This is a genomic window from Streptomyces sp. NPDC001219, assembly GCF_053597915.1.
In genome coordinates this window covers 1-22326 of record NZ_JBSFJF010000090.1, presented here as the reverse complement: position 1 = coordinate 22326, position 22326 = coordinate 1, and the positions used below count along the sequence as shown (strand labels likewise).

The window sequence follows — 22326 nt, the reverse complement described above, 5'->3', positions numbered from 1 at the left end:
GCCACCCGCTACGACAAGACCGCCGAGTCCTACCAAGCAGCCGTCACCCTCGCATCACTCCTGATGTGGGCGTGACATTTGAAGACAACTCCTAGTGGCCCGCCCGGCCGTCCACCGTATGGGCAGCCGACATCTCACCCGCTGGACGCGCCGCCGAAGCCCGCAGCGCAACGGATTAGGCTTCCCCCGTGGCTGATATCCAGATCCCCGCTGACATCAAGCCCGCCGACGGACGCTTCGGCGCGGGCCCCTCCAAGGTGCGTACGGAGGCGCTCGGCGCCCTCGCCGCCACCGGTAGCTCCCTTCTCGGCACGTCCCACCGCCAGCCCCCGGTCAAGAACCTGGTCGGCAAGGTACGCGACGGCGTACGCGACCTCTTCCAGCTCCCCGAGGGCTACGAGGTCGTGCTCGGCAACGGCGGCTCGACCGCGTTCTGGGACATCGCGACGCACGGTCTGATCGAGCGCAAGTCGCAGCACCTCAGCTTCGGTGAGTTCTCCTCGAAGTTCGCCAAGGCCGCCAAGCTGGCGCCGTGGCTGGAGGAGCCCACCGTCCTCTCCGCCGACCCGGGCAGCCACCCTGACCCGCAGGCGGAGGCGGGCGTGGACGTCTACGGCTTCACCCACAACGAGACCTCGACCGGTGTCGCCGCCCCCCTCAAGCGGGTCGCGGGCGCCGACGAGGGCGCGCTGGTCCTGGTCGACGCCACCTCCGGCGCCGGCGGCCTGCCCGTGGACATCGCCGAGACCGATGTCTACTACTTCGCCCCGCAGAAGTCGTTCGCCTCCGACGGCGGCCTGTGGCTGGCGGCCTTCTCCCCCGCCGCCCTGGAGCGCGCCCGCGCGATCCACGCGTCCGGCCGGCACATCCCGGAGTTCTTCTCGCTGCCCACGGCGATCGACAACTCCCTGAAGAACCAGACGTACAACACCCCCGCGCTGTCCACCCTCTTCCTGCTCAACGAGCAGCTGGAGTGGATCAACGGCCAGGGCGGCCTGGACTGGGCGGTCCGCCGCACCGCCACCTCCGCGCGCACCCTCTACGGCTGGGCCGAGGACGCCAAGTACGCCACCCCGTTCGTCACCGACCCGGCGAAGCGCTCGCAGGTCATCGGCACCATCGACTTCGACGAGGGCATCGACGCCGCGGCCGTGGCCAAGGCCCTGCGCGCCAACGGCATCGTCGACACCGAGCCGTACCGCAAGCTCGGCCGCAACCAGCTGCGGATCGCGATGTTCCCGGCGATCGACCCGGCGGACGTGGCGGCCCTGACGGCCTGCATCGACCACGTCATCGGCAAGCTGTAACGGCCTGCCCGGCAGCACGCGCACCACAGGCCCCGGCGGGCGACCGCCGGGGCCTGTGCGCTGTCGCGGCCCGGCCGGTGCTCAGCGGCTGAGCCGCCGGAAGCGCCGTACCGCCAGCGGCAGGAAGACCGCGGTGAGGACGGCCGGCCAGAGCACCGCCATCAGCAGCGGGTGCTGCTCGACCCAACTGCCGCCCGTGGTGGCCGGGTTGCCGAAGAGTTCCCGGACGGCGCCGGCCGTCGAGGAGACCGGGTTCCACATGGCGAGGGTGCCCAGCCAGTCCGGCATCATCGACGGCGGGGTGAAGACGCTGGAGATCATGCCGAACGGGAAGGCGACGGCGTAGAGGCCGCCGGCCGTCTCCTGACCGGGCACCAGCAGGCCGAGGTAGACACCGACCCAGATGAGGGCGAAGCGCAGCAACAGCAGCAGCCCGAAGGCGGCGAGGGTGGCGGCCGGTCCGCCGTGGGAGCGCCAGCCGACGGCCACGGCGATCACGGCCAGCACCACGAGATCCACGCTCGCGCTGATCACATCGGACACCCCGCGCCCGCTGACCACGGCCGACTGCGCCATCGGCAGCGAACGGAAGCGGTCGGTGACGCCCTTCTCCCGTTCGGCGGCGACGGCCACCGCGGTGTTCATGAAGCCGAAGGACATTGTCATCGTGAACATGCCGGGCAGCGCGAACGTCGCGTAGTCCGCTCCCCCGCCGACGTCCATCGCGCTGCCGAAGACATAGACGAAGAGCAGGACCGAGACGATCGGGTAGCCCAGCTGCCAGACGAGGATGACGGGCTGCATGACCAGGTGGGTCAGGTCCCGGCGGACGATGGTCAGGCAGTCGGCGACGGCCCAGTAGGCGCGGCGCGCGGGGCCGTCGTCCTGGCCGGACCGACCGGGGCGCCCGCCGCGCGGGATGTGCAGGACGGTGCCGGCGCTCATGCGGCCGCCTCCTCGTCCGCGGCGTCCGTGGGGCGCCCGGTGAGGCGCAGGAAGACCTCGTCGAGCGTCGGGCGGCGCAGCCCGATGTCCTCGACGGCGATGCCCGCGTCCTGGAGGGAGCGCGCGACCTCGGTCAGCGCCGCCACACCGGCCGTCACCGGGGCCCCGACCCGCCGCTCCGCCTCGTCCGCCGTGGGCCGTACGCCGTCCGCGGCGACCCGCGCCACGGTCCGTACGGTGTGCGGGAGATCGGCCGGATCGCTCAGCACCACCTGGAGACGCTCCCCGCCCACCTGCCGCTTCAGCTCGGCGGGCGTACCGTCGGCGATCGTCCGGCCGTGCTCGACGACGGAGATCCGGTCGGCCAGCCGGTCCGCCTCGTCGAGGTACTGGGTGGTCAGCAGCACGGTGGTGCCGGCCGCCGCGAGCCGGCGGACCGCCTCCCAGACCTCGTTGCGGCCGCGCGGGTCGAGGCCGGTGGTCGGCTCGTCCAGGAAGAGCACCTCGGGGGCGAGGACCAGGCTCGCGGCGAGGTCGAGCCGGCGGCGCATCCCGCCGCTGTAGCCCTTGACCGGCTTCCCGGCCGCCTCGGTCAGCCCGAACTGCGCCAGCAGCTCCCCGGCCCGTACCCCGGCCCGGCGCGCGCCGAGGTGGAAGAGCCTGCCGAACACCTCCAGGTTCTGGCGTCCGGTCAGTATCCCGTCCACGGCGGCGTACTGGCCGGCCAGCCCGATCCGGGCGCGCACCCGCTGCGGTGCCCGCAGCACGTCGTGCCCGGCGACCGTGGCCCGTCCGCCGTCCGGCCGCAGCAGGGTGGCCAGGACGCGGACGACGGTGGTCTTGCCCGCGCCGTTCGGCCCGAGCAGGCCGTGCACCGTGCCCCGGCGGACGGTGAGGTCGAGACCGTCCAGCGCCCGCTTGTCGCCGTACCGCTTCTCCAGTCCCTCGGCCAGCACCGCCACTTCGGCCGTCACCGCCCCGCTTCCTCTCCCGTGTCCCGCGCCGCTTCCGCTCATCGCTGTTCCCCTCCCGGTCGAAAACTGAGTACACCGTACCCGATTACGCGTACACCGTACTCAGTTTTTGTCCGGCGGCGCATAGGATGGGCGCACGATGACGACGACAGAACACAGCGGCAGCGGCGACGTCTCGCGCAGCCTGGAGCTGCTCTGGGGACTCGGCGAACGGCCCAGCCGCGGCCCCCGGCCGGGCCTCACCCTCGACCGCATCGTCGCCACGGCGGTGGCGGTCGCCGACGCCGAGGGGCTCGGCGCGCTGTCCATGCGCCGGGTCGCCACCGACCTCGGCGTCGGCACGATGTCCCTCTACCGCTACGTCCCGGGCAAGGCCGAACTCCTCGACCTGATGCTCGACCGGGTCGCGGAGTTCGACGCCGGCGCCCACCCCGACCCGGCCGGCGGCTGGCGCCCCGCGATGGAGGCCCTCGCCCACAGCAGCCGGCGGCAGTACCAGCGGCACCCCTGGCTGCTCCAGGTCGACCAGGCGCGCCCGCTGCTCGGCCCCAACGCCCTGGACTCCCTGGAGTACTCGGTGCGCGCCTTGGCCGGCACCGGTCTCACCGACCGCGAGAAGATCCACGTCCTGGTGTCCTTCGGCGGCTTCCTCGCCGGCGTCACCCGCACCGAACTCGACTCCGCGCTCGCCGAGCAGCGGACCGGCGTCAGCAACGCGGACTTCTGGCAGTCACAGGAGCCGGTGCTGTCCAAGGTGATGCTGAGCGGCCGCTACCCCGCCCTCGCCGCCCTGGACGAGGACACCTTCGCCGGCGACGACGCCCCCGTCTTCGAGATGGGACTGACCGCGCTGCTGGACGGGTTCGCGGCGCTCATCGCCGCCCGCACCCCCCGAACGGACGCACCATGAGGTGACGGAACGGGCCGTATGTGCCTGTATGGGAGCCATGACGAAGCCCCCGAGTCCCGGCCTCGCCGTCTTCGAACGGCAAGGGGCGATCCTGCTGACCTCGTACAAGCGGGACGGCACCGGTGTCGGCACACCGGTGAACATCGCCGTCGACGGCGACCACGCCTACATCCGTACCTACAGCGGCGCCTGGAAGGCCAAGCGGATGCGGAACGTCCCGGAGGTGGAGATCTGCCCCTCCACCTGGCGCGGGCGGCCCACCGGACCTCCCGTCACGGCGCGGGTGCGGCTGCTCGATCCGCAGTCCCGGGAGTACCGGCGCGCCGAGCGCTCACTGACCCGGAAGTATCCGCTGATCCACGGGCTGCTGGTGCCGCTGGCCCACCGGCTGGGGAAGCATCGGACACTCCACTACGAGCTGCGGCTGAAGGAGGAGGTCTGACACACGCCGCCCAGGAGCGAGACGGCCGCGCCGGCCGCCCTCACTGACGCCGCCGCAGCAGCCTCCGGATCGCGACGACCAGGCCCGTGGCCAGGGCGAGGACCATGGCGCCCTTCACGAAGCCCGGGTCCAGCTCCTCGCCCGAACTCCCCTTGCCCTTCCCGCCGTTGGCGCCGTCACCGTTCGCCGGGTCGTCCTTGGCCGCGTCCGGCAGCTGCTCGTCGCTGAGGCCGACCGGCTCGACCGGGCTGTCGGCGCCCTCGGAGCCGTACATCAGGGTGCGGCCGTCCGCGGTGAAGGTGACCGACTCGCCCTGCTGCTGCACCGGGACGCCCACACTGCCGAGGTCCTTGGGACGGCCGTCCTGCCAGCGGTAGATCCGGGCGCCGAAGTAGCTGCGCAGCACCAGACGGGTGCCGTCGGGGGAGAACGCGCCGTCGGTCACCCACAGATCGACCGGGGCGACCTTGCGGAAGGTGTTGGTGCCGGAGGAGGTCAGCCGCCGCGGCCCCTCGTAGAGCGCGCCCCCGCCGCCCTGCTTCTTGCTGGCGATGTAGACCCGGCCCGTCTTCGGATGCACCATCAGCGCCTCGGCGTCCCGCGGCCCGTCGGCGTACTTCACATCGAACTGGGTGGCGGTGACGGTGGCGTCGCGCAGCCGCTTCGGTTCCGGGAAGCGGTAGATCCAGACGTGGTTCCAGCCGCCGCCGAGGTTGTCGCCGATGTCGCCGACGTAGAGGTTGCCGTCCGGGCCCACCGAGATCGCCTCGACGTCGCGCGGCGCCCCGATGCCGCGCAGCGTGATACGGGCGGCCACCCGGCCGGTCCTGCCGTCGACGGCGTAGACGTACGGGCCGTCGTCGCTGTCGTTGTGGGTCCAGTAGATGCCGGGGTGCGTACGGCTGGCGGCCAGCCCGCTGGACTCGGTGATCCGGGGATCGCCGAGGGTGAAGCCGTCGGGCTCGTCGGCGGCGGCGGGAACGGCGGCCGCCGCCCACAGGATTCCCGCGGCACCGGCCGCGCAGAGAAGCGAACGCATGGGCACAGACTGCCATCCCGGGCCGCGGCGCGTGGCCGCTGTGGCGCGGCGCTCCGTGGCGGCGGCCCGGCGTGGCCAGCGTCACGTACCGGCCGGTAAGGATTCTCGGCCATCATGTCCGGATGAGGATCATGTTCGTCGGTGACTCCATGACGATCGGCAGCGCCGGCGATTTCACCTGGCGTTATCGCCTGTGGCAGCACCTGAACGCGACCTTCGGCGGGCCGTACCGCATCGTCGGCCCGCGGCACACCCTCCACGACCCCGCCACGGACGACGCCTCCTCCGCCGCCTACGCCGACCCCGGCTTCCCCGACGGGGCCCGCCGCCACCTCGCCGGCTGGGGCGAGGGCTGGCTGCACATGGCCCCGGTAATCGGTGACGCGGTCCGCCGGCACGAGGCCGACACCCTGCTGGTCTCGCTCGGCCTGATAGACCTCGGCTTCTACACGAACGCCGAGCAGACCGCGGAGAACGTACGGCACTTCGTGGCGCAGGCACGGCAGGCGGCGCCGCACGTCCGGGCCGTGCTGATGCCGGTGATCCCCAATGTGCGCGCGACGGCGGACCCCGCGTTCGGCGTCCAGTGCACCCGCTTCAACGAACTCCTGGCCAAGGCGGTCGCCGATCTCTCCACCCCCGCCTCCCCGTTGCTGCTGGCCTCCGAACCGGCCGGGTGGGAGACCGGTCGCGCCACCTACGACGGGACCCATCCGTCGGAGTGGGGCGAGCACCTGCTGGCCGGGGCGTTCGCCGACGCGATGCACCAGGCGTGGGGCGTCGGCGGCGCGTACACCGCGGGTGCGCCGGCCGGGGCGGTCGCGGCCGGATGAGGGCGGGGGCGGACGCCGAACGCCCCGAACGGTCCTTGCTTCGAGCGCACTTCAAGGCGTTGGCTGGGGCCCCATGGAGTACACGCAGCTCGGACGCACCGGACTCAAGGTCAGCCGACTCGTCCTCGGCACGATGAACTTCGGACCTCAGACCGACGAGGCCGACAGCCACACCATCATGGACGCCGCGCACGCCGCGGGCATCAACTTCTTCGACACCGCCAACGTCTACGGCTGGGGCGCCGACAAGGGCCGCACGGAGGAGATCGTCGGCTCGTGGTTCGCCAAGGGCGGCGGGCGGCGGGACAAGACCGTGCTGGCCACCAAGGTCTACGCCAACATGGCGCCGGACGGCGGCGCGGTCTGGCCCAACCACGACAAGCTCTCCGCGCTCAACATCCGGCGGGCGGTGGACGCCAGCCTGAAGCGGCTGGGCACCGAGTACATCGACCTCTACCAGTTCCACCACGTCGACCGGGACACGCCCTGGGAAGAGATCTGGCAGGCCATGGACGTCCTCGTCCAGCAGGGCAAGATCCTCTACGTCGGCTCGTCCAACCACGCCGGCTGGCACCTCGCCCGCGCCAACGAGACCGCCGCCCGCCGCGGCTCGTACGGCCTGGTCAGCGAGCAGTGTCTCTACAACCTCGCCGAGCGGCGCGCCGAGATGGAGGTCATCCCGGCCGCCGAGGGCTACGGCCTGGGCGTCATCCCGTGGTCCCCGCTGCACGGCGGGCTGCTGGGCGGCGCCCTGCGCAAGGAGCGCGAGGGCGGCGCGGCCCGCTCGGGCGCCGGACGCTCCGCCGACTCGCTCGCCAACTCCGCGATCCGTGCCCAGATCCAGTCGTACGAGGACCTGCTCGACAAGCACGGTCTGGAGCCCGGTGAGGTGGCGCTGGCGTGGCTGCTCACCCGGCCCGGGGTCACCGGCCCGATCGTGGGCCCGCGCACCGCGGACCAGCTCGCCTCCGCGCTGCGGGCCGTCGAACTGACCCTCCCGGACGAGCTGCTCGCCGCACTCGACGAGATCTTCCCCGGCCCCGGGCCGAGCCCGGAGGCCTTCGCCTGGTGAGCGCCCGGCGCCCGGCGGCCGGCCCGACCGCCGGGGGCCGTCGGGGCCGCGGCAGCCGTCAGCGCAGCGCCGCCGCCACGATCACGACGACGAGCAGCACGGCGAGCAGACCGGACATGATCCGGTTACGGGTTTTGGGGTCCACCCTCTGAGCGTAACCGGGGAGGACCCGAACGTTTCAGCGGGCCGGGTGGTGGGCGGCCCCGCGGGCTTCAGCGGCCCAGCGGCCAGGAGTCCAGCGTCTCGTACCGGGGCCGGGCGCCCGCCTCGCCGGGGGCGGGCGGATGGCTGCGCTCCAGGGCGAGGGCGCCGACCGTCCAGGCGGTGCCGGCGAAGTCCTTGAGGGCGGTCGCGTACGGGCGCAGGTCCAGGCCGGGGACGCGGTTCCGGGCGAGGGTGAGGTGCGGGGTGTACGGGCGGTGCTCCTCGTCCATGGCGAGGCCGGCCCGGCGGCCCGCCGCGGTGGCCGCGTCGGCCAGCGTGCGCATGGCGGGGCGGTCGCCGTCGGCCCCGGCCCACACCACCCGGTCCGAGAAGCGGCCGCCGCCGGCGATCCGCAGCTGGTAGGGGTCGCGGCGGCGGGCGGCGCGCCCCAGCCGCTCGGACAGCTCGGGGACGGTCTCCTCGGGCACCTCGCCGTAGAAGGCGAGGGTGAAGTGCCAGCCGTTGCGGCCGGTCCAGCGCAGCCGGTCGGCGGCCGGGAGCTGCTTCAACCGCGCCACCTCGGCGGCCAGTTCCTCGATCGCGCGAGCGGGGGGCAGGACGGCGGCGAAGAGTCTCATGCGGTCAGTGTGGCGCAGCACACCGCCGGCCACCTCGTGCACCGGCCCGGCCCCACGGGAGCCGGGCCGGGGTGCACTACGCCGCCGGTGCCAGCTCGCGCTCCGTGGACGCGGCGGGGTCCCGGGGCACGAAGGCGAGGTGCTGACGGCCGCGGCGCAGGTCGATCCTGAGGCGCAGGCCGCCCAGCCGTGCGAGGACCAGCCCGATGACGGCGGCGGACGCCAGGGAGACCACCCCGCCCGTCAGGAAGCCGATCCGCGGGCCGAGGGTGTCGGTGACCCAGCCGACCAGGGGTGCGCCGAGCGGGGTGCCGCCCACGAAGACCATCATGAACAGGCTCATCACCCGGCCGCGCATCAGCGGATCGGTGGCCATCTGGACGCTCGAATTGGCCGTGACGTTGATCGTCAGACCGACCGTGCCGATCAGGACCAGCAGCCCCGCGAAGACCCAGAACGACGGGGCGAGCGCGGCCGCGATCTCCAGGACGCCGAAGAGCATCGCCGCGCCCACCAGCAGCCGCAGCCGGGAGCTGGCCCGCCGGGCCGCGAGCAGCGCGCCGATCAGCGAACCGGCCGCCATCAGCCCGTTGAACAGGGAGTAGGTCCCCGCGCCCTGGTGGTAGACGTGGTGGACGAACGCGGTCAGCCAGATCGGGAAGTTGAAGCCGAAGGTCCCGATGAAGCCGACCAGGACGATCGGCCAGATCAGCTCGGGGCGGCCGGACACATACCGCAGGCCCTCCCGCAGCTGGCCCTTGCTGCGCGGGATGCGGTCGACCTTGTGGAGTTCGGCGGTCCGCATCATCAGCAGGCCCGCGATCGGGGCGAGGAACGAGAGACCGTTGAGCAGGAAGGCCCAGCCGCTGCCGAAGGCGGTGATCAGGACACCGGCGACGGCGGGCCCGATGAGCCGTGCGGACTGGAAGTTGGCGGAGTTGAGGCTGACGGCGTTGCGCAGCTCGTCCTGGCCGACCATCTCGGAGACGAAGGCCTGCCGGGCGGGGTTGTCGAGGACGGTGACCAGGCCGAGGGCGAGGGCGACCAGGTAGACGTGCCAGACCTGCACCTGCCCGCTGAGCGTCAGCGCGGCGAGGGCGAGGCCGGTGAGGCCCATGGCGGACTGGGTGACGAGCAGCAGCTTGCGCTTGGCGAAGCGGTCGGCGATGACGCCGCCGTAGAGGCCGAAGAGCAGCATCGGCAGGAACTGCAGCGCGGTGGTGATGCCGACCGCGGTGGACGAGCCGGTGAGGCTGAGCACCAGCCAGTCCTGGGCGATGCGCTGCATCCAGGTGCCCGTGTTGGACACCATCTGGCCGGTGGCGAAGAGGCGGTAGTTACGGATACGGAGCGAGCTGAACGTGCCCTTGCGCGGTGTGGCGGCGGGGCCGGCGGCGACGTCCGGGGAGGTGCCCGGAGTGGTCGCGGTCGCGTCGTCGGAAACCGTGTCGTCGTGGGAGTTCGGTGCGGGGGCGGAGTGTGCTCCGGGTCCCGTACTCAAAGTGGGTTCGCCTCCTCGGCCTCGGGGGTTCTACAACTGTGCGAGCTTCTCCAGCACGGGCGCGGCGGCCCGCACCTTCGCCCACTCGTCCGCGTCCAGACCGGAGGCCAGCTCGGCGAGCCAGGCGTTGCGCTTGCGGCGGCTCTCCTCCAGCATCGCCTCGGCCTGCTCGGTCTGCGTGACGACCTTCTGACGGCGGTCGTCGGGGTGGGCTTCGAGCCGGACCAGTCCCTTGGCCTCCAGCATGGCCACGATGCGCGTCATCGACGGCGGCTGCACATGCTCCTTGCGGGCCAGCTCGCCGGGGGTGGCACTGCCGCAGCGGAAGAGGGTGCCGAGCACCGACATCTCGGTGGGGCTCAGCGACTCGTCGACCCGCTGGTGCTTGAGGCGGCGCGACAGACGCATCACGGCGGACCGCAGCGCGTTCACCGCGGCCGCGTCGTCAGGAGGCACCTCCGGCCCGTCGGGCTGGAGGGGGGACAGTTCCGGCATGGTCTTTAGCATAACTCATTACCCTCTCTAAGGAAAGCCAGGGGTCGCCTTCCGTTCCGCGTCACCCATATGAGTGAGGACGCAGCCGAAAGTGACGCGCCTGACCGCGTACGGACGGGACCGTGTCCGGATGGGATCGCACGTACTCAGCCTGCGGGTGGACGGGGAACTGCTGGAGCGCATCCGGCAGCACGCCGCAAAACGCGGAATGAGCGTCCAGGACTATGTGGTCCGGACGCTCATTCGTGAGGACTTCGACGAGCGGTTCCAGTCCTCCGTCGACGAGACGGAGAAGCTGGGAGTCCGCTGGCCGGCTACTTGACCCCCAGCGCCTGCTCGATCGGGTCGAGCAGGAAGTAGACCAGGAAGCAGAAGCCGACCGCGTTCAGCAGCCAGGGGGTCTCCTTGACCCGGCCGGTCGCCGCGCGCAGCAGGATGAAGGCCAGCACGCCGATGCCGATGCCGTTGGTGATGCTGTAGGTGAACGGCATCGAGACGATCGTCAGGAACGCCGGGATGCCGACGGTGAAGTCGCCCCAGTCGATGGCCTGCACGTTCGAGGCCATGATCAGGAAGCCGACGACCACCAGCGCGGGCGTCGCGGCCTGCGCGGGGACGACCGTCGCCAGCGGCGTGAAGACCAGCGCGAGCAGGAAGAGACCGCCGGTCATCAGGTTGGCGAGCCCGGTCCGGGCCCCCTCACCGACACCGGCCGTGGACTCCACGAAGCAGGTGTTGGCGGAGGCGGAGCCGAAGCCGCCGCCCGCGACCGCGATGCCGTCGACCATCAGGATGCGGCCCATGTTCGGCAGCTGGCCGGTCTCGTTGTCCAGCAGCCCGGCCTCCTCACCGACGCCGATGATGGTGCCCATCGCGTCGAAGAAGCCGGAGAGCAGCACGGTGAAGACGAACAGACAGCCGGTCAGCAGCCCGACTTCCCGGAAGCCGCCGAAGAGGCTGATCTGACCGATCAGGCCGAAGTCCGGGGTGTCGATGATCTTTTCCGGGACGTTGGGGACGGCCAGGCCCCAGGCCGCGTCCGGGATCTCGGCGAGGGCGTTGATGACGATCGCGAGGACGGCCATCGAGACCATGCCGATCAGGATCGCGCCCCTGACCTTGCGCACGATCAGGACGAACATCAGCGCCAGCCCGATGACGAAGACCAGCACCGGCCAGCCCTTGAGCTGTCCGCCCTGCCCCAGACCCATCGGGACGGTGGTGTGCGCGGCGTCCGGGTTACGGGTCACGAAGCCCGCGTCGACCAGGCCGATCAGCGAGATGAACATGCCGATGCCGATGGCGATGGCCCGCCGCAGCCCGTTGGGGATCGCGTCCATCACCCGCTGCCGCAGACCCGAGGCGACCAGGATCATCAGCACCAGACCCGCGAGCACGACCATGCCCATCGCGTCCGGCCAGCTCATCTTGGGGGCGAGCTGCAGCGCCACCACGGCGTTGATGCCGAGGCCGGCGGCGATGGCGATCGGGACGTTGCCGATGACGCCCATCAGGACGGTGGTCAGTCCGGCCATCAGCGCGGTGGCGGTGACCAGCTGGGCGTTGTCGAGGTGCTGGCCGTACTTGTCGACTCCGGCGCCGAGAATGATCGGGTTCAGCACGATGATGTAGGCCATCGCGAAGAACGTCGCCAGACCGCCGCGCAGTTCGCGGCCGACCGTCGACCCCCGCTCGGAGATCTTGAAGAAGCGGTCGAAGCCGTTCTTGGGAGGCTTCGGGCCCTGTTTCATCAGGGCATCGACCGGCGGGATGGCCGAGGAGGGCATGCGGGACCTCAGTCGGACGGGCCTGGGCAGGCGCGGGGGCCCGAGGGCCCGGAACAGAACAGGAAAGGAATCAACTGGATCAGGTTGGAGGAACGAACGATCGAAACCAGCCGCATCCAGAAAGGTTCAGTATGAATAAACAATTCGGTGATCGCTATCTCCGCGCGTAGACCCGTGGCGGCACAGGGGACCCGGACGACGCCCCGCCCCTCCCCCACCGCCGTTTCCCCACCACCGGCCCCCGCCGGCCCGCTGCCCACCGCCGCCCGTGGAGCCGTCACCGGCCCCCCGTAAGCTGAGCACCATGTGGAAGAAGTCCGAACTGCGTGAGGCCCCGGCGCCTCTCGAGGGCCCCGTCGTCGGCACGATCACCGGCGGCACCATCATCTGGTTCGTGCTCTTCCTCGGCCAGCTCCCGTTCTACGGCTGGTTCGCCGACAACGGCCACGCCTGGTGGGTGTGGACCTGCCTGGCCGGCGCCGGTCTGGGACTGGTGGGCATCTGGTACGTCCGCGGACGGGACGCCGCCCTCAAGCGCGCCGCGGCGGCCGACCGCTCCTGAGCCGCACCGCTGGGGGCCGCCCCCGGCGCCCGCCCGTCGGCGGGTGAAGTGCGCATTCCGCCCGTAACGTCGAGGGCATGACGGAGCGGGCGAGGACCGACGCCGAGCACTCCGGGCCGGGCAGCGAGCCCGCCCGACGGACCGCGCGGGAACCGGTCACCCCCGGACTGACCGCCGCCGAGGTCGCCGAGCGGGTCGCCCGGGGAGAGGTCAACGACGTCCCCGTACGGTCCTCCCGCTCGGCCGCCGAGATCGTCCGGGCCAATGTCTTCACCCGCTTCAACGCCATCATCGGCATGCTCTTCGTGATCATCCTGATCGTGGGGCCGATCCAGGACGGCCTGTTCGGGTTCGTGATCGTCGCCAACACCGGCATCGGCATCGTCCAGGAGCTGCGCGCCAAGAAGACCCTGGACAACCTGGCGGTCATCGGCGAGGCCAGACCGGCCGTCCGGCGCGACGGGGTCACCGAGGAGATCCCCACCTCCGCGGTGGTGCTCGACGACGTCATCGAACTCGGGCCCGGCGACAAGGTCGTCGTCGACGGCGAGGTGCGGGAGAGCGACAGCCTGGAGATCGACGAGTCGCTGCTGACCGGCGAGGCCGACCCGGTGCTCAAGAAACCCGGGGAGCAGGTGATGTCCGGCAGCTTCGTGGTCGCGGGCGGCGGCGCCTTCACCGCGACCAAGGTCGGCCGGCAGGCGTACGCGGCCCAGCTCGCCGAGGAGGCCAGCCGGTTCACCCTGGTCCACTCCGAGCTGCGGACCGGCATCAGCCAGATCCTCAAGTACGTGACCTGGATGATGATCCCGACCGCGATCGGCCTGATCCTCAGTCATCTGCTCACCCTCGGGATGCCGGGCGACGCGGCGATCCGCCGGATGGTCGCCGGGATCGTGCCGATGATCCCGGAGGGCCTGGTGCTGCTCACCTCCGTCGCCTTCGCCATCGGCGTCATCCGGCTCGGCCGCAAGAAGTGCCTGGTCCAGGAGCTGCCCGCGATCGAGGGGCTGGCCCGGGTCGATGTGGTCTGCCTGGACAAGACCGGCACTCTCACCGAGGGCGGCATGGACGTGCACGGGCTGCGGACGCTCGACGGCGACGAGGCGTACGTCCGGCAGGTGCTGGGCGCGCTCGGCGAGTCCGACCCGCGGCCCAACGCCTCCCTCCAGGCGGTCGTCGCGGCGTATCCGGCGGACGGGGGCTGGCGCTGCGTCCAGTCACTGCCGTTCTCCTCCGCCCGCAAATACAGCGGTGCGTCCTTCAACGGCCCGGACGGCGAGAGCAGCACCTGGCTGCTCGGCGCCCCGGACGTCCTGCTGCCGCCCGGCGACCACCGGCTCGCCGAGACCGACACCCTCAACGCCCGGGGACTCCGCGTCCTGCTGCTGGCCCGTGCCGTACGCGCCCTCGACGACCCCGAGGTCACCCGGGGCGTCCGGCCCACCGCGCTGGTCGTCCTGGAACAGCGGCTGCGCCCGGACGCCCCCGACACCCTGCGCTACTTCGAGGAGCAGGGCGTGCGGGCCAAGGTGCTCTCCGGCGACAACGCGGTGTCGGTGGGCGCGGTGGCCGGCGCGTTGGGACTGCCCGGCGCGGACGCCCCGGTGGACGCGCGCGCCCTGCCCGGCGACCGGGACGCGATGGCGGGCGAGATCGAGGCGGGCGCGGTGTTCGGCCGGGTCACCCCGCAGCAGAAGCGGGACATGGTCGCCGCGCTCCAGTCCCGCGGCCACAACGTCGCGATGACCGGCGACGGCGTCAACGACGTGCTGGCCCTCAAGGACGCCGACATCGGCGTCGCGATGGGCTCCGGCTCCGAGGCGACCCGCGCCGTCGCCCAGATCGTCCTGCTCAACAACAGCTTCGCCACGCTGCCGTCCGTCGTCGCCGAGGGCCGCCGGGTCATCGGCAACATCACCCGCGTCGCCACCCTCTTCCTCACCAAGACGGTCTACTCCGTCCTCCTGGCCATCCTGGTCGCCTGCTGGCAGATCCCGTACCCGTACCTGCCGCGGCATCTGACCCTGCTGTCCACCCTGACCATCGGCGTCCCCGCGTTCTTCCTGGCCCTGGCCCCCAACAAGGAGCGTGCCCGCCCGCACTTCGTCCGCCGGGTGATGCGCTACGCCATCCCGTCCGGCCTCATCGCGGGCACCGCCGCCTTCGCCACGTACCTTCTCGCCCGCGGCTACTACACCGGCCCGGACGCCCTGCCCGCCGAGACCAGCGCGGCGACGCTGACCCTCTTCCTCACCGCGATCTGGGTCCTGGCGATCATCGCCCGCCCCTACACCTGGTGGCGGATCGCCCTGGTCCTGGCCATGGGCCTGGCCTTCCTCATCGTCCTGGCCACGCCCGCACTCCAGACCTTCTTCGCCCTCCGGCTGGTCGGCACGACGATGCCCTGGGCGGCGGTGGCCATCGCCGTGGTGGCCGCCGTGCTGCTGGAACTCGTCTGGCGCCTGGTGTCCCGCCGCTTCCCGGCCTGACCCGCAACCACCCCGTATCGGCCCGGTCACAGAACCCGCCGCACCATGGCCACCCCCCGCCCCGCCGCCTACTCTCCGCCTCATGACCTCCCACACGGCCAACCTCACCTACGAGGTACTGGCCCGCACCCATCACTCCCACCACTACCACTCCGGCGGCAGCTCCTACGGCGGCAACGGCGTCATGGACTGGTGGGAGTGGCTGCTCCTGACCGTCGGCGTGGTCGCGGTCATCTGGTCGCTGGTGAGGAAGTTCAGCTCGGACTGAGGGGCGGGACGGCCCGGGACGCCGCCCGACCGTCGCTATACCCCGCGCCCGTCGCCGTCGCCGTCCGGGGAACGGACGTCAGCGGGCAGCCTCGCGCCCCGGCTCTCCGCGATGCGCCGCACGTCCCGCAGCGAGTCGGTCAGCCCACGGGCCAGAAAACGCAGCTCCCGGGCGCTCGCCCCCTGACAGGCGAGCAGGTCGTCCGCGTGCCCGATGAGGTCGTCAGCCATGTCGAGCTGCAGACACTCGATATCGTCAGCAACCCGGGAGACATGGCCCGTCCCGTCCCCCAGCAGATAGCAGGGGTTGCCGTCGGCGCTGGACCACGGCAGGAGGCGCGGGCCACGGTGTTCGGTCATGCGGCGGCCTCCAGCCCGTGGGTCCGCTCGTAGGCAACGAGGTACGGACGCACGATGCGGGTGGCCTCGCCGCGCACCACGGTTGCCCGTGCGGCGCGCGGGCGCCGCACCACAGGAACGGCTTCCGGACGCTCCCTCGCCACGTCGGCACGAGCGGCTGCCCTGCGACGGCCCGAGGGCGGGAAGAACAGGCACAGCAACGGCCCGAAAAGCTTCGCGATAGCGTGATTCATGTCGTCGACCTCCATACGGCTGATGACCGCACCCCCGGACCGTTGCCGCGGTCGCGGGGGCCTTTCGTCCTCACCCAGCATTGCCGACGGAATACGCTGAGTGCACGCTGTGCGTGTCACCAAAGTCCTTCAGTGGACAGCGAGTTGAAGGTGTGTTCGAGCAATGGAGCTGAACAACGAGGACGACGACAGGGCCACCCCGCGCTCGGTGCTGGGGCGGCGCCTACGTCGCATGCGGGAAGCCGCGAACCTGTCACAACGAGCCCTCGCCGACAAGGTCGGCTACCCGCACACGTACCTCAGCAGGGTGGAGCGGGGTGAGCAGCTGCCTTCGGAAGCACTCGCCGAGGGCCTGGATACGTTCTTCGCCACGGATGGACTCTTCGTCGAGTTGCTGTCCATGGCTCAGGACGCCTCGATTCCGGATTACGGGCGCGCGGTAGTTCACGGAGAAGCCAAGGCCACTCGCATTCAGGTATTCGAGAGCAGCCTGATTCCGGGACTCCTGCAAACCGACGATTACGCCCAGGCCCTGATTCGGAAATCGCTTCCCGGCGAGCACGAGGTGCGCGTAAGCGAACTGACCGCAACACGAATGCGCCGTAAGCGCGTATTCAACAAGAAGGAACCACCACTCTATTGGGCAATCATGGACGAAGCTGCGCTAAAGCGCCCAGTTGGGGGCGCAAAGTGCATGGTTGGGCAGATTCACCACCTGCTCACGATGGCTCATTCGCCGCACACGTCGATTCAGGTTCTGCCCTTTGCCCAGGGGGAACATCCACTGCTGGCGGGGAGTTTGACCCTGCTCACTCTCAAGAACGGCACGACGACCGGATATGCCGAGAGCTTCGCTTCAGGTGAGTCGGTAGAGTCGCCGCGACGCGTCCTCCAGCTCACCCAACGCTTCGACATTGCTCGCTCAATGGCATTGCCGGAGAGCGAATCTCTCGATCTAATCCGCGGCTACCTGAGAGAGTATGAAGATGAAGAAGATTCCTGACGCATCTGGCCTGTCCGGCTGGCGTAAGTCCAGCTACAGCAACGGCGAGGGGGCCGCATGCATCGAGGTGGCCGACGGCTTCCCCGGTGCCGTGCCGGTCCGCGACTCCAAGAACCCGCACGGACCCGCGTGCGTCTTCCCCGAAGCGGGTTGGGCCTCGTTCGTCGACGCTGTCAAGAGCGACCGGTTCGGCAACTGAGCAACGCCCCCCACCGCGCACGACCGGCCCCTGTCACACCCACCCGACGGGGGCCGTTCCAAGGCGCTGCCGGAGCCAGAACCTCGATCTGATCAGCCGCTAGCTGCGAGAGTACGAGGATGAAGATGACGCCCGACACGTCCACGCTGACCCACTGGCGCAAGTCCAGCTACAGCAACGGCGAAGGAGCCGAGTGCATCGAGGTGGCCGACGGCTTCCCCGGCGCCGTGCCGGTCCGCGACTCCAAGAACCCGCACGGGCCCGCATGCGTCTTCCCCGAGGCGGGATGGGCCTCGTTCGTCCACGCGGTCAAGGACGGCGCGTTCGGTAACTGAGGCGCGGCGCGGTGCACAACGAGAGGCCGGCCCGCGGCGTCCACGGTCTGGGGTCAGCTGGTTGTGTCCACCGGCGGGCAGCTGCGGTGCCGGACCCAGGCGGCGCCGGCCGCGGTCACGGCGGGCATGGCGGCGAGTGCCACGGGGAAAGCGAGGATGGCGAAATACCCGAAGACGACCGCGCCGAGAAGTCCTATGCCGCCACCGGCCAGTGCGGCTGCCAGCACGATGAGCGGCAGTGTCTTGACGAGCTGCCGCCGGGTGGCATCACGTCCGGCCGCCAAGTGGTTGTCAAGTGCGCATGACACGCTGCGGAGGACCAGCCCGTAGGCGGCGGCAGCGCACAGTACCCAGCCCGCCCACATCCACCAGGCGTCGACGGTGGAGCGGCAGCCGAGCACCTCTCCGTCGGGCCCTGTCCCCCAGCCGGAACAGGGGTCCAGGAGGTGGGACCAGGACACCCAGCACAGGAGCACGGCGAACAGGGCGGGCAGGGCGGCGCCCGAGGCCGCCGCGATGGCGGTCTCCTTCAGGCACCGTTGCTGTACGGGCAGCAGACCGCGTTCCACCGCCCAGGAGGTCGCCAGGGCCTCGATGTCACCGCCGATGTAGTCGGTGACCGACCGTCCGTCGTCGGCGGCGGCGACCAGGTCCGCCAGCAGCTCCTCCGCCATCTCGGCGGCCGCGGCCTTGTCGACTCCGAGGCGGCGCCAGGTCTGTTCAGCCTGCTGGATCGCGTTCTCGATGGTCAGCGTCATGGTTCGTTCCTTGCGCTCTGGTTGATGATGCTGCCGATGCTCGCGGCGATTTCGTTCCAGTCGCGGCTCCACGACCGAAGCGTCTGCATGCCCGCTTCGCTGGGGCGGTAGTAGGTACGGGTGGGTCCGCCGTCCCCGCTGCGGCGCTCCACCTCGACCAGCTCACGCTTGCGCAGGCGCGCCAGCGCCGGGTAGATCGACCCGTCCGCGACCTCCAGCCCGGCCTTGGCCAGCCGGACGGTCAGCTCGTAGCCGTAGACCGGGGACTCCGCCATCAGCGCGAGCAGGCACATGTCCAACACCCCTCGCAGCCACTGAGCGCGGGGGGTAGACGCCTCTTCCATGAGTCAGTACCTTACACAGCATGAGTCATGCACCGCAAGGTAGTGCAGTGCAAGATAGTGCATTGCAAGGTAGCGAGGCGAACGGCCGCCCGTCCAGGGCATGGGAGCGGCCCTCGCCCACGCCTTCGCGCCTCGGCCCCTGAGCCGCCGGCGGGCGGCCCCGTAACGACGGGGCCGCCCGGCGATCCTCCCTCAGTCGAACCAGCGCGCCCGCGCCAGCTCCTCCCCCCGGTCCGGGTCCTCCAACAGCGCCGCGACCTCGAAGCGGCGGGGCCACTGGCGGGTCGCCCAGGCCAGGCCCGCTGCGACGCCCTCCAGGGTGGCGGCGTGGAGGGTGCCGTCGGGGGTGTGACGCCAGTCCAGTTCGGCGGTGTCGTCGGGGCCGTCGCCGACGAGGAGTTCCTCGTGCTCCAGGTAGGTGTCGGGAGTTTCGGGGCCGAGCAGGGCGCGGACGGCCTCGGGGACCTCGTGGCGGACGCCCTCGGAGCGGACCTCGGCGCTGACCGCCTCGCTCAGGCGGCGCACCTGGAGCAGCTCGGCGAGTGCGGCGGCGCGGGCCGGGCGTACCGGGAGGAGGGCGTGGCCGGCGGCCAGTGGGACCAGGTCCGGGGCGTCGGCGACCACGGCGTCGGCCGCGTCGACCACCCGTACCTCCTGGTCGCGCACGGTCCGCAGCTCGTCCGGCAGGGTCACCTGGTCGGGGTCCAGATCCGCCAGCAGGCCGTAGACCGCGTGCAGTTGGGCTGCACCGACGGTCAGGTCCGGGTCGGCGAGCCGGGCCAGCAGTTCCGCGGCGCCGCCCGGCTCGTCGAGGAGGGCGGCGACGGAGGTGCGGACACCGAGGGCCCGCAGCACCTGGGCGTCGACGTCGCCCGCGTCGGCGGACTCGTACAGCCCCGCCAGCAGCGGGTCGCCGCCGGCCGACCGCAGACCGGCGGGCCGGCGCCCGTCCAGCACCGGGTGCCCGCGCAGCCACCAGGCGGTGTACGGGCGGACGGATTCGGTGGTGCCGTCCGGGAGCAGGACGCGTACGGGCGCGGTCAGCGCGTCGCGCAGCGGCGGCTGGGACAGCATCGCCAGCACCTGCGGCCAGGCGTCGTCGTCGACCAGGTCGAGGTCGCGGACGGCGACCAGCTCGGTCACCACCGGGGGGACCGGGGTCTCCGGCAGGGCGTCGAGGATGTCCTCGCACCAGACGTCCACCGCGTCCAGCAGGCCCACGTCGTCGGGCTCGGCGAAGTCGCCCTCCCGCGGCTCCATTTCGTCCGGGTCGAGCACCACGTCGGTGGCCCGCACCAGCGCGAAGGCCGCCAGCACGCCCACCGCCGTCAGCGGCTGCTCGCCCCACCGCTCGGCCCACTCCGCGTCACAGGCGGCGATCTCGCCCTCCCGGATGACGCGCTCGAAGGCACTGCCCGGGAACACCAGCTCACCCGCGGGCGCCAGCTCGCCGTCCTCGTCGGGCAGCGCGAGCGCCCCGAGCCAGGGCTCGTCGCCCGGCGCGAGGTTGGCGTCCCGGACCAGGCCGAGCACCGTCTCCGCCAGCTCCTCGGCGCCCAGCGGCGCCCCCGGTCCGCCCGGCTCGTCGGCGAAGACGTCGTACGCGTCCTCGTCGGCCTCCAGGGAGTTCGCCACGGCCGCCCGCACCTGGGGCGTGGTCAGCACGGCGCGCGGGGCGGCGGGGGTGGCGCCCAGCTTCTCCAGCAGCGGATGCACCGCGTCGGGGTGCGCCACCTTCAGGCCGAGCCGGGCGAGCGTACGGTGCCGTGCCGCGGCGTCCTCCTCGGGGCCGCCGCCGGGCAGCGGCAGCAGCACCTGGCGCGGTCCGATCGTGGTCCGTACGCCGCCGTCCGCCCCGCCGGGCCCCTGGCCGGCCGCGCCCGCCAGCGGTACCGGCAGCCCGCTGAGCCGGTCCGGGTCGGTGCCGGTCAGCGCGTCGTAGAGCCGCCACCACCAGCCGGGGGACCGTTCGACGCCCGCCAGCCGGTCGATCATCTCGCCGAGCGGCACCCGGGCCACGCCCAACGCCCGCAGCTCAGGACGGCGTTCGAGCCCGGCCGGCAGCAGGCTGGGGAACAGCTCGGCCAGCACGCCCACGGCCGCCGCGCCCGCGCCCTCCACCAACTCGGCGTCCACCGGGCGCAGGACATGGCGGTCCACCCCGCCGTCGCCCGCGTCCCACTCGTCCGCCGCCGCCACCTCGGGCACCTCGGGCTCGGTCGGCCGCCCGGCGGCCGCGCTCGGCAGGAACCGCACCCGCGGCAGCAGTTCCAGCACCTGCCGGCGCAGCTCACCGTCCAGCCCGCCCTTGCCCAGCGGGCCCGGCACCAGGTCGAGGGTGCCGACGGATACCGGCTGCCACTCACCCATCAGTGCCGCGTACGTCGCGGCCACCCGGCCCACCAGGAAGTCCGTCAGCGCGCCCGGCGCGACATGCCGCCGGGTCGGCTCCAGCGGGAACGACGCGATCAGCAGCGCGGGCAGCCCCAGCGGCTCGTCCGTCGGCGTCGGGGCGTGCACCACCGCCGCGGTCCCCGGCCGCACCGGCGCGCCCTCGCCGTCGACGGGCACCGCCCAGGTCACCGACCACGCCGGGCGCAGCCGCTCCTCGACCGGCCGGTCCGCCAGCAGCGCCGGGTCCAGCGGGCCGCCGTCGCTCGCCACCCGCCACCGGGTGACGCCCCGCTCGCTGTCCTCGATCAGGACGTACGGCCCGTCCTGGCTGCGCCGCAACTCCCGTACGCCCTCCGGTGTCTCGACCACGACCTCGGCCAGCCCCGGCAGCGTCAGCAGCAGCGCCGCGTCGATCCCGGTCAGCAGCCGCTCGGCGAGGTCCTGCGCCGCGACGTCCCGCAGCGGCAGCACGACGGCGGTGTCATACCCCTCGGGCGCCCCGCCCTCAGCGGGCAGCGGCAGCCGCAGCAGCGGGACATGTCCGTCCCGGCGGCGCAACTCACCACCCAGGCCGGGGCTGTGCGCCGCCACCTCCCCGGCCATCGCCCGCGCTTCGGCCAGCGACCAGCGGACGCCGCCGGTACGGCCCACCAGCGCCGGCTCGTCACTCACCGACAGCACCGCGGCGAAGCCCACCCCGAACCGGCCGACCGCACCGGCCGCCACACTCGGCTCCCGCTTCGCGGAGGCCCGCAGCGTGGACAGCGACTCCACGCCGGTGGCGTCCAGCGGGGCACCGGTGTTGGACGCGACAAGTACGGCGGGCGCGTCGCCGTCGGCCGCGTGCAGGGTCAGCCGGAGGCGGCCCGGGACGCCGGCGCGGGCCGCCGCGTCCGCCGCGTTCTGCGCCAGCTCCACCGCGAGCCGGTCGCGGTAGCCGCCGAGCGCGAGGTCCTCCTCGGCGTTGGCGTCCTCCCGGAACCGGGCCGGCGAGGCGGCCCAGGCATCCAGCACCCCACGCCGCAGCCGCGCCGTCCCGAACGGGTCTCCGGCTGCGCCTCGCACCCACGACGTTGCTGTCACTGTCGGTCTCCCTCACGTATGTCGGTGGGCCGACGGTATCGCCCCACGTTGTGGGGTGCGGCGCCGTGTCCCCGCCTGTGGATTCTTTTCCCGCCTGGCGGCGGGAGGGTGGGTTGTTTGGGGTGGGGCCCCGGTTGGTGGTGGGTGCCGGTGGCGGGGGCTCCGGGGTGTGTTGTCGGACTGCTTCGCTTTACGTCCGACAACACACC

At 72.0% G+C, this 22326-nt stretch carries 24 protein-coding genes; 12 read left to right on the top strand and 12 right to left on the bottom strand.

Annotated features, from left to right (window positions below; all coding sequences use genetic code 11):
* Nucleotides 1-188: 188 nt before the first annotated feature.
* Nucleotides 189-1307 carry a phosphoserine transaminase gene (gene serC, locus ACWC9R_RS33505; RefSeq protein WP_450737248.1) on the top strand — a complete coding sequence of 373 codons (1119 nt, stop codon included), beginning with the start codon at nt 189-191 and terminating at the stop codon, nt 1305-1307.
* Nucleotides 1308-1388: 81 nt separating this feature from the next.
* Here serC and ACWC9R_RS33500 read toward each other — a convergent pair whose 3' ends face one another.
* Together ACWC9R_RS33500 and ACWC9R_RS33495 are read right to left on the bottom strand one after the other, a co-directional pair.
* On the bottom strand, nt 1389-2252 hold the full coding sequence (locus tag ACWC9R_RS33500; protein ID WP_450737246.1) for an ABC transporter permease: 864 nt from the start codon (nt 2250-2252) through the stop codon (nt 1389-1391).
* Entirely contained in the window at nt 2249-3268 is a 1020-nt protein-coding gene (locus ACWC9R_RS33495) for an ATP-binding cassette domain-containing protein (RefSeq protein WP_450737245.1), read from the bottom strand. Before ACWC9R_RS33495 ends, ACWC9R_RS33500 begins: the two co-directional genes overlap by 4 nt.
* A 97-nt stretch (nt 3269-3365) precedes the next feature.
* Between ACWC9R_RS33495 and ACWC9R_RS33490 the strand changes: the two genes are divergently transcribed.
* Entirely contained in the window at nt 3366-4136 is a 771-nt protein-coding gene (locus tag ACWC9R_RS33490; RefSeq protein ID WP_450737243.1) for a TetR/AcrR family transcriptional regulator, read from the top strand.
* Between the two features lie 37 nt (nt 4137-4173).
* Complete coding sequence (locus ACWC9R_RS33485; protein ID WP_450737241.1) at nt 4174-4578, top strand: PPOX class F420-dependent oxidoreductase; 405 nt, start codon at nt 4174-4176, stop codon at nt 4576-4578.
* A 40-nt stretch (nt 4579-4618) separates the two neighbouring features.
* On the opposite strand, the gene ACWC9R_RS33480 is transcribed toward ACWC9R_RS33485, so the two are convergent.
* A complete protein-coding gene (locus ACWC9R_RS33480) occupies nt 4619-5617 on the bottom strand; it encodes a hypothetical protein (protein WP_450737240.1) in 999 nt (332 codons plus the stop codon).
* 122 nt (nt 5618-5739) lie between these two features.
* Here ACWC9R_RS33480 and ACWC9R_RS33475 point away from each other — a divergent pair, with 122 nt between their 5' ends.
* Nucleotides 5740-6450, top strand: a complete 711-nt coding sequence (locus ACWC9R_RS33475; RefSeq protein WP_450737238.1) for a GDSL-type esterase/lipase family protein — start codon at nt 5740-5742, stop codon at nt 6448-6450.
* A 73-nt stretch (nt 6451-6523) separates the two neighbouring features.
* Nucleotides 6524-7522, top strand: coding sequence for an aldo/keto reductase (locus ACWC9R_RS33470; RefSeq protein WP_450737236.1), 999 nt, complete (start codon nt 6524-6526; stop codon nt 7520-7522).
* Nucleotides 7523-7734: 212 nt separating this feature from the next.
* On the opposite strand, the gene thpR is transcribed toward ACWC9R_RS33470, so the two are convergent.
* The 3 genes from thpR to ACWC9R_RS33455 form a co-directional block, all read right to left on the bottom strand.
* Nucleotides 7735-8304, bottom strand: coding sequence for an RNA 2',3'-cyclic phosphodiesterase (gene thpR, locus ACWC9R_RS33465; protein ID WP_450737234.1), 570 nt, complete (start codon nt 8302-8304; stop codon nt 7735-7737).
* A 76-nt stretch (nt 8305-8380) separates the two neighbouring features.
* Complete coding sequence (locus ACWC9R_RS33460; RefSeq protein WP_450737232.1) at nt 8381-9805, bottom strand: MFS transporter; 1425 nt, start codon at nt 9803-9805, stop codon at nt 8381-8383.
* 30 nt (nt 9806-9835) lie between these two features.
* Nucleotides 9836-10300, bottom strand: a complete 465-nt coding sequence (locus tag ACWC9R_RS33455) for a MarR family winged helix-turn-helix transcriptional regulator (RefSeq protein WP_393365785.1) — start codon at nt 10298-10300, stop codon at nt 9836-9838.
* A 130-nt stretch (nt 10301-10430) separates the two neighbouring features.
* Here ACWC9R_RS33455 and ACWC9R_RS33450 point away from each other — a divergent pair, with 130 nt between their 5' ends.
* A complete protein-coding gene (locus ACWC9R_RS33450) occupies nt 10431-10622 on the top strand; it encodes a hypothetical protein (RefSeq protein ID WP_362609481.1) in 192 nt (63 codons plus the stop codon).
* Here the strand turns inward: ACWC9R_RS33450 and ACWC9R_RS33445 are convergent.
* On the bottom strand, nt 10615-12087 hold the full coding sequence (locus ACWC9R_RS33445) for an NCS2 family permease (protein WP_450737230.1): 1473 nt from the start codon (nt 12085-12087) through the stop codon (nt 10615-10617). The genes ACWC9R_RS33450 and ACWC9R_RS33445 overlap by 8 nt on opposite strands.
* Nucleotides 12088-12391: 304 nt before the next feature.
* Between ACWC9R_RS33445 and ACWC9R_RS33440 the strand changes: the two genes are divergently transcribed.
* From ACWC9R_RS33440 to ACWC9R_RS33430, 3 genes are all read left to right on the top strand, one after another.
* Nucleotides 12392-12649, top strand: a complete 258-nt coding sequence (locus tag ACWC9R_RS33440) for a DUF2530 domain-containing protein (protein ID WP_450737229.1) — start codon at nt 12392-12394, stop codon at nt 12647-12649.
* A gap of 77 nt (nt 12650-12726) precedes the next feature.
* Complete coding sequence (locus ACWC9R_RS33435; protein WP_450737227.1) at nt 12727-15141, top strand: HAD-IC family P-type ATPase; 2415 nt, start codon at nt 12727-12729, stop codon at nt 15139-15141.
* A gap of 82 nt (nt 15142-15223) precedes the next feature.
* Nucleotides 15224-15409 (top strand): hypothetical protein, encoded by a 186-nt coding sequence (locus ACWC9R_RS33430; RefSeq protein WP_450737225.1) that lies wholly within the window; start codon nt 15224-15226, stop codon nt 15407-15409.
* A 35-nt stretch (nt 15410-15444) separates the two neighbouring features.
* Here ACWC9R_RS33430 and ACWC9R_RS33425 read toward each other — a convergent pair whose 3' ends face one another.
* Nucleotides 15445-15768: a hypothetical protein gene (locus tag ACWC9R_RS33425; RefSeq protein ID WP_450737223.1), complete on the bottom strand. Its 324-nt coding sequence runs from the start codon at nt 15766-15768 to the stop codon at nt 15445-15447.
* Nucleotides 15765-16016, bottom strand: a complete 252-nt coding sequence (locus ACWC9R_RS33420) for a hypothetical protein (protein ID WP_450737221.1) — start codon at nt 16014-16016, stop codon at nt 15765-15767. The genes ACWC9R_RS33425 and ACWC9R_RS33420 overlap by 4 nt, the downstream gene beginning before the upstream one ends.
* A gap of 148 nt (nt 16017-16164) precedes the next feature.
* Between ACWC9R_RS33420 and ACWC9R_RS33415 the strand changes: the two genes are divergently transcribed.
* The 3 genes from ACWC9R_RS33415 to ACWC9R_RS33405 all read left to right on the top strand — a co-directional run bounded on the left by ACWC9R_RS33415 (nt 16165) and on the right by ACWC9R_RS33405 (nt 17538).
* Nucleotides 16165-17004 carry a helix-turn-helix domain-containing protein gene (locus tag ACWC9R_RS33415; RefSeq protein ID WP_450737220.1) on the top strand — a complete coding sequence of 280 codons (840 nt, stop codon included), beginning with the start codon at nt 16165-16167 and terminating at the stop codon, nt 17002-17004.
* Nucleotides 16988-17203: a DUF397 domain-containing protein gene (locus ACWC9R_RS33410; protein ID WP_450737218.1), complete on the top strand. Its 216-nt coding sequence runs from the start codon at nt 16988-16990 to the stop codon at nt 17201-17203. Before ACWC9R_RS33415 ends, ACWC9R_RS33410 begins: the two co-directional genes overlap by 17 nt.
* Before the next feature lie 119 nt (nt 17204-17322).
* Nucleotides 17323-17538, top strand: coding sequence for a DUF397 domain-containing protein (locus ACWC9R_RS33405; RefSeq protein ID WP_450737216.1), 216 nt, complete (start codon nt 17323-17325; stop codon nt 17536-17538).
* Nucleotides 17539-17591: 53 nt separating this feature from the next.
* Here ACWC9R_RS33405 and ACWC9R_RS33400 read toward each other — a convergent pair whose 3' ends face one another.
* From ACWC9R_RS33400 to ACWC9R_RS33390, 3 genes are all read right to left on the bottom strand, one after another.
* The gene (locus ACWC9R_RS33400; protein ID WP_450737214.1) at nt 17592-18296 is read right to left on the bottom strand and encodes a hypothetical protein; all 705 of its coding nucleotides are present in this window, start codon (nt 18294-18296) and stop codon (nt 17592-17594) included.
* Nucleotides 18293-18640 carry a PadR family transcriptional regulator gene (locus ACWC9R_RS33395; protein WP_450737213.1) on the bottom strand — a complete coding sequence of 116 codons (348 nt, stop codon included), beginning with the start codon at nt 18638-18640 and terminating at the stop codon, nt 18293-18295. Before ACWC9R_RS33395 ends, ACWC9R_RS33400 begins: the two co-directional genes overlap by 4 nt.
* Before the next feature lie 192 nt (nt 18641-18832).
* Complete coding sequence (locus ACWC9R_RS33390; protein ID WP_450737212.1) at nt 18833-22117, bottom strand: sacsin N-terminal ATP-binding-like domain-containing protein; 3285 nt, start codon at nt 22115-22117, stop codon at nt 18833-18835.
* Nucleotides 22118-22326: the final 209 nt, after the last annotated feature.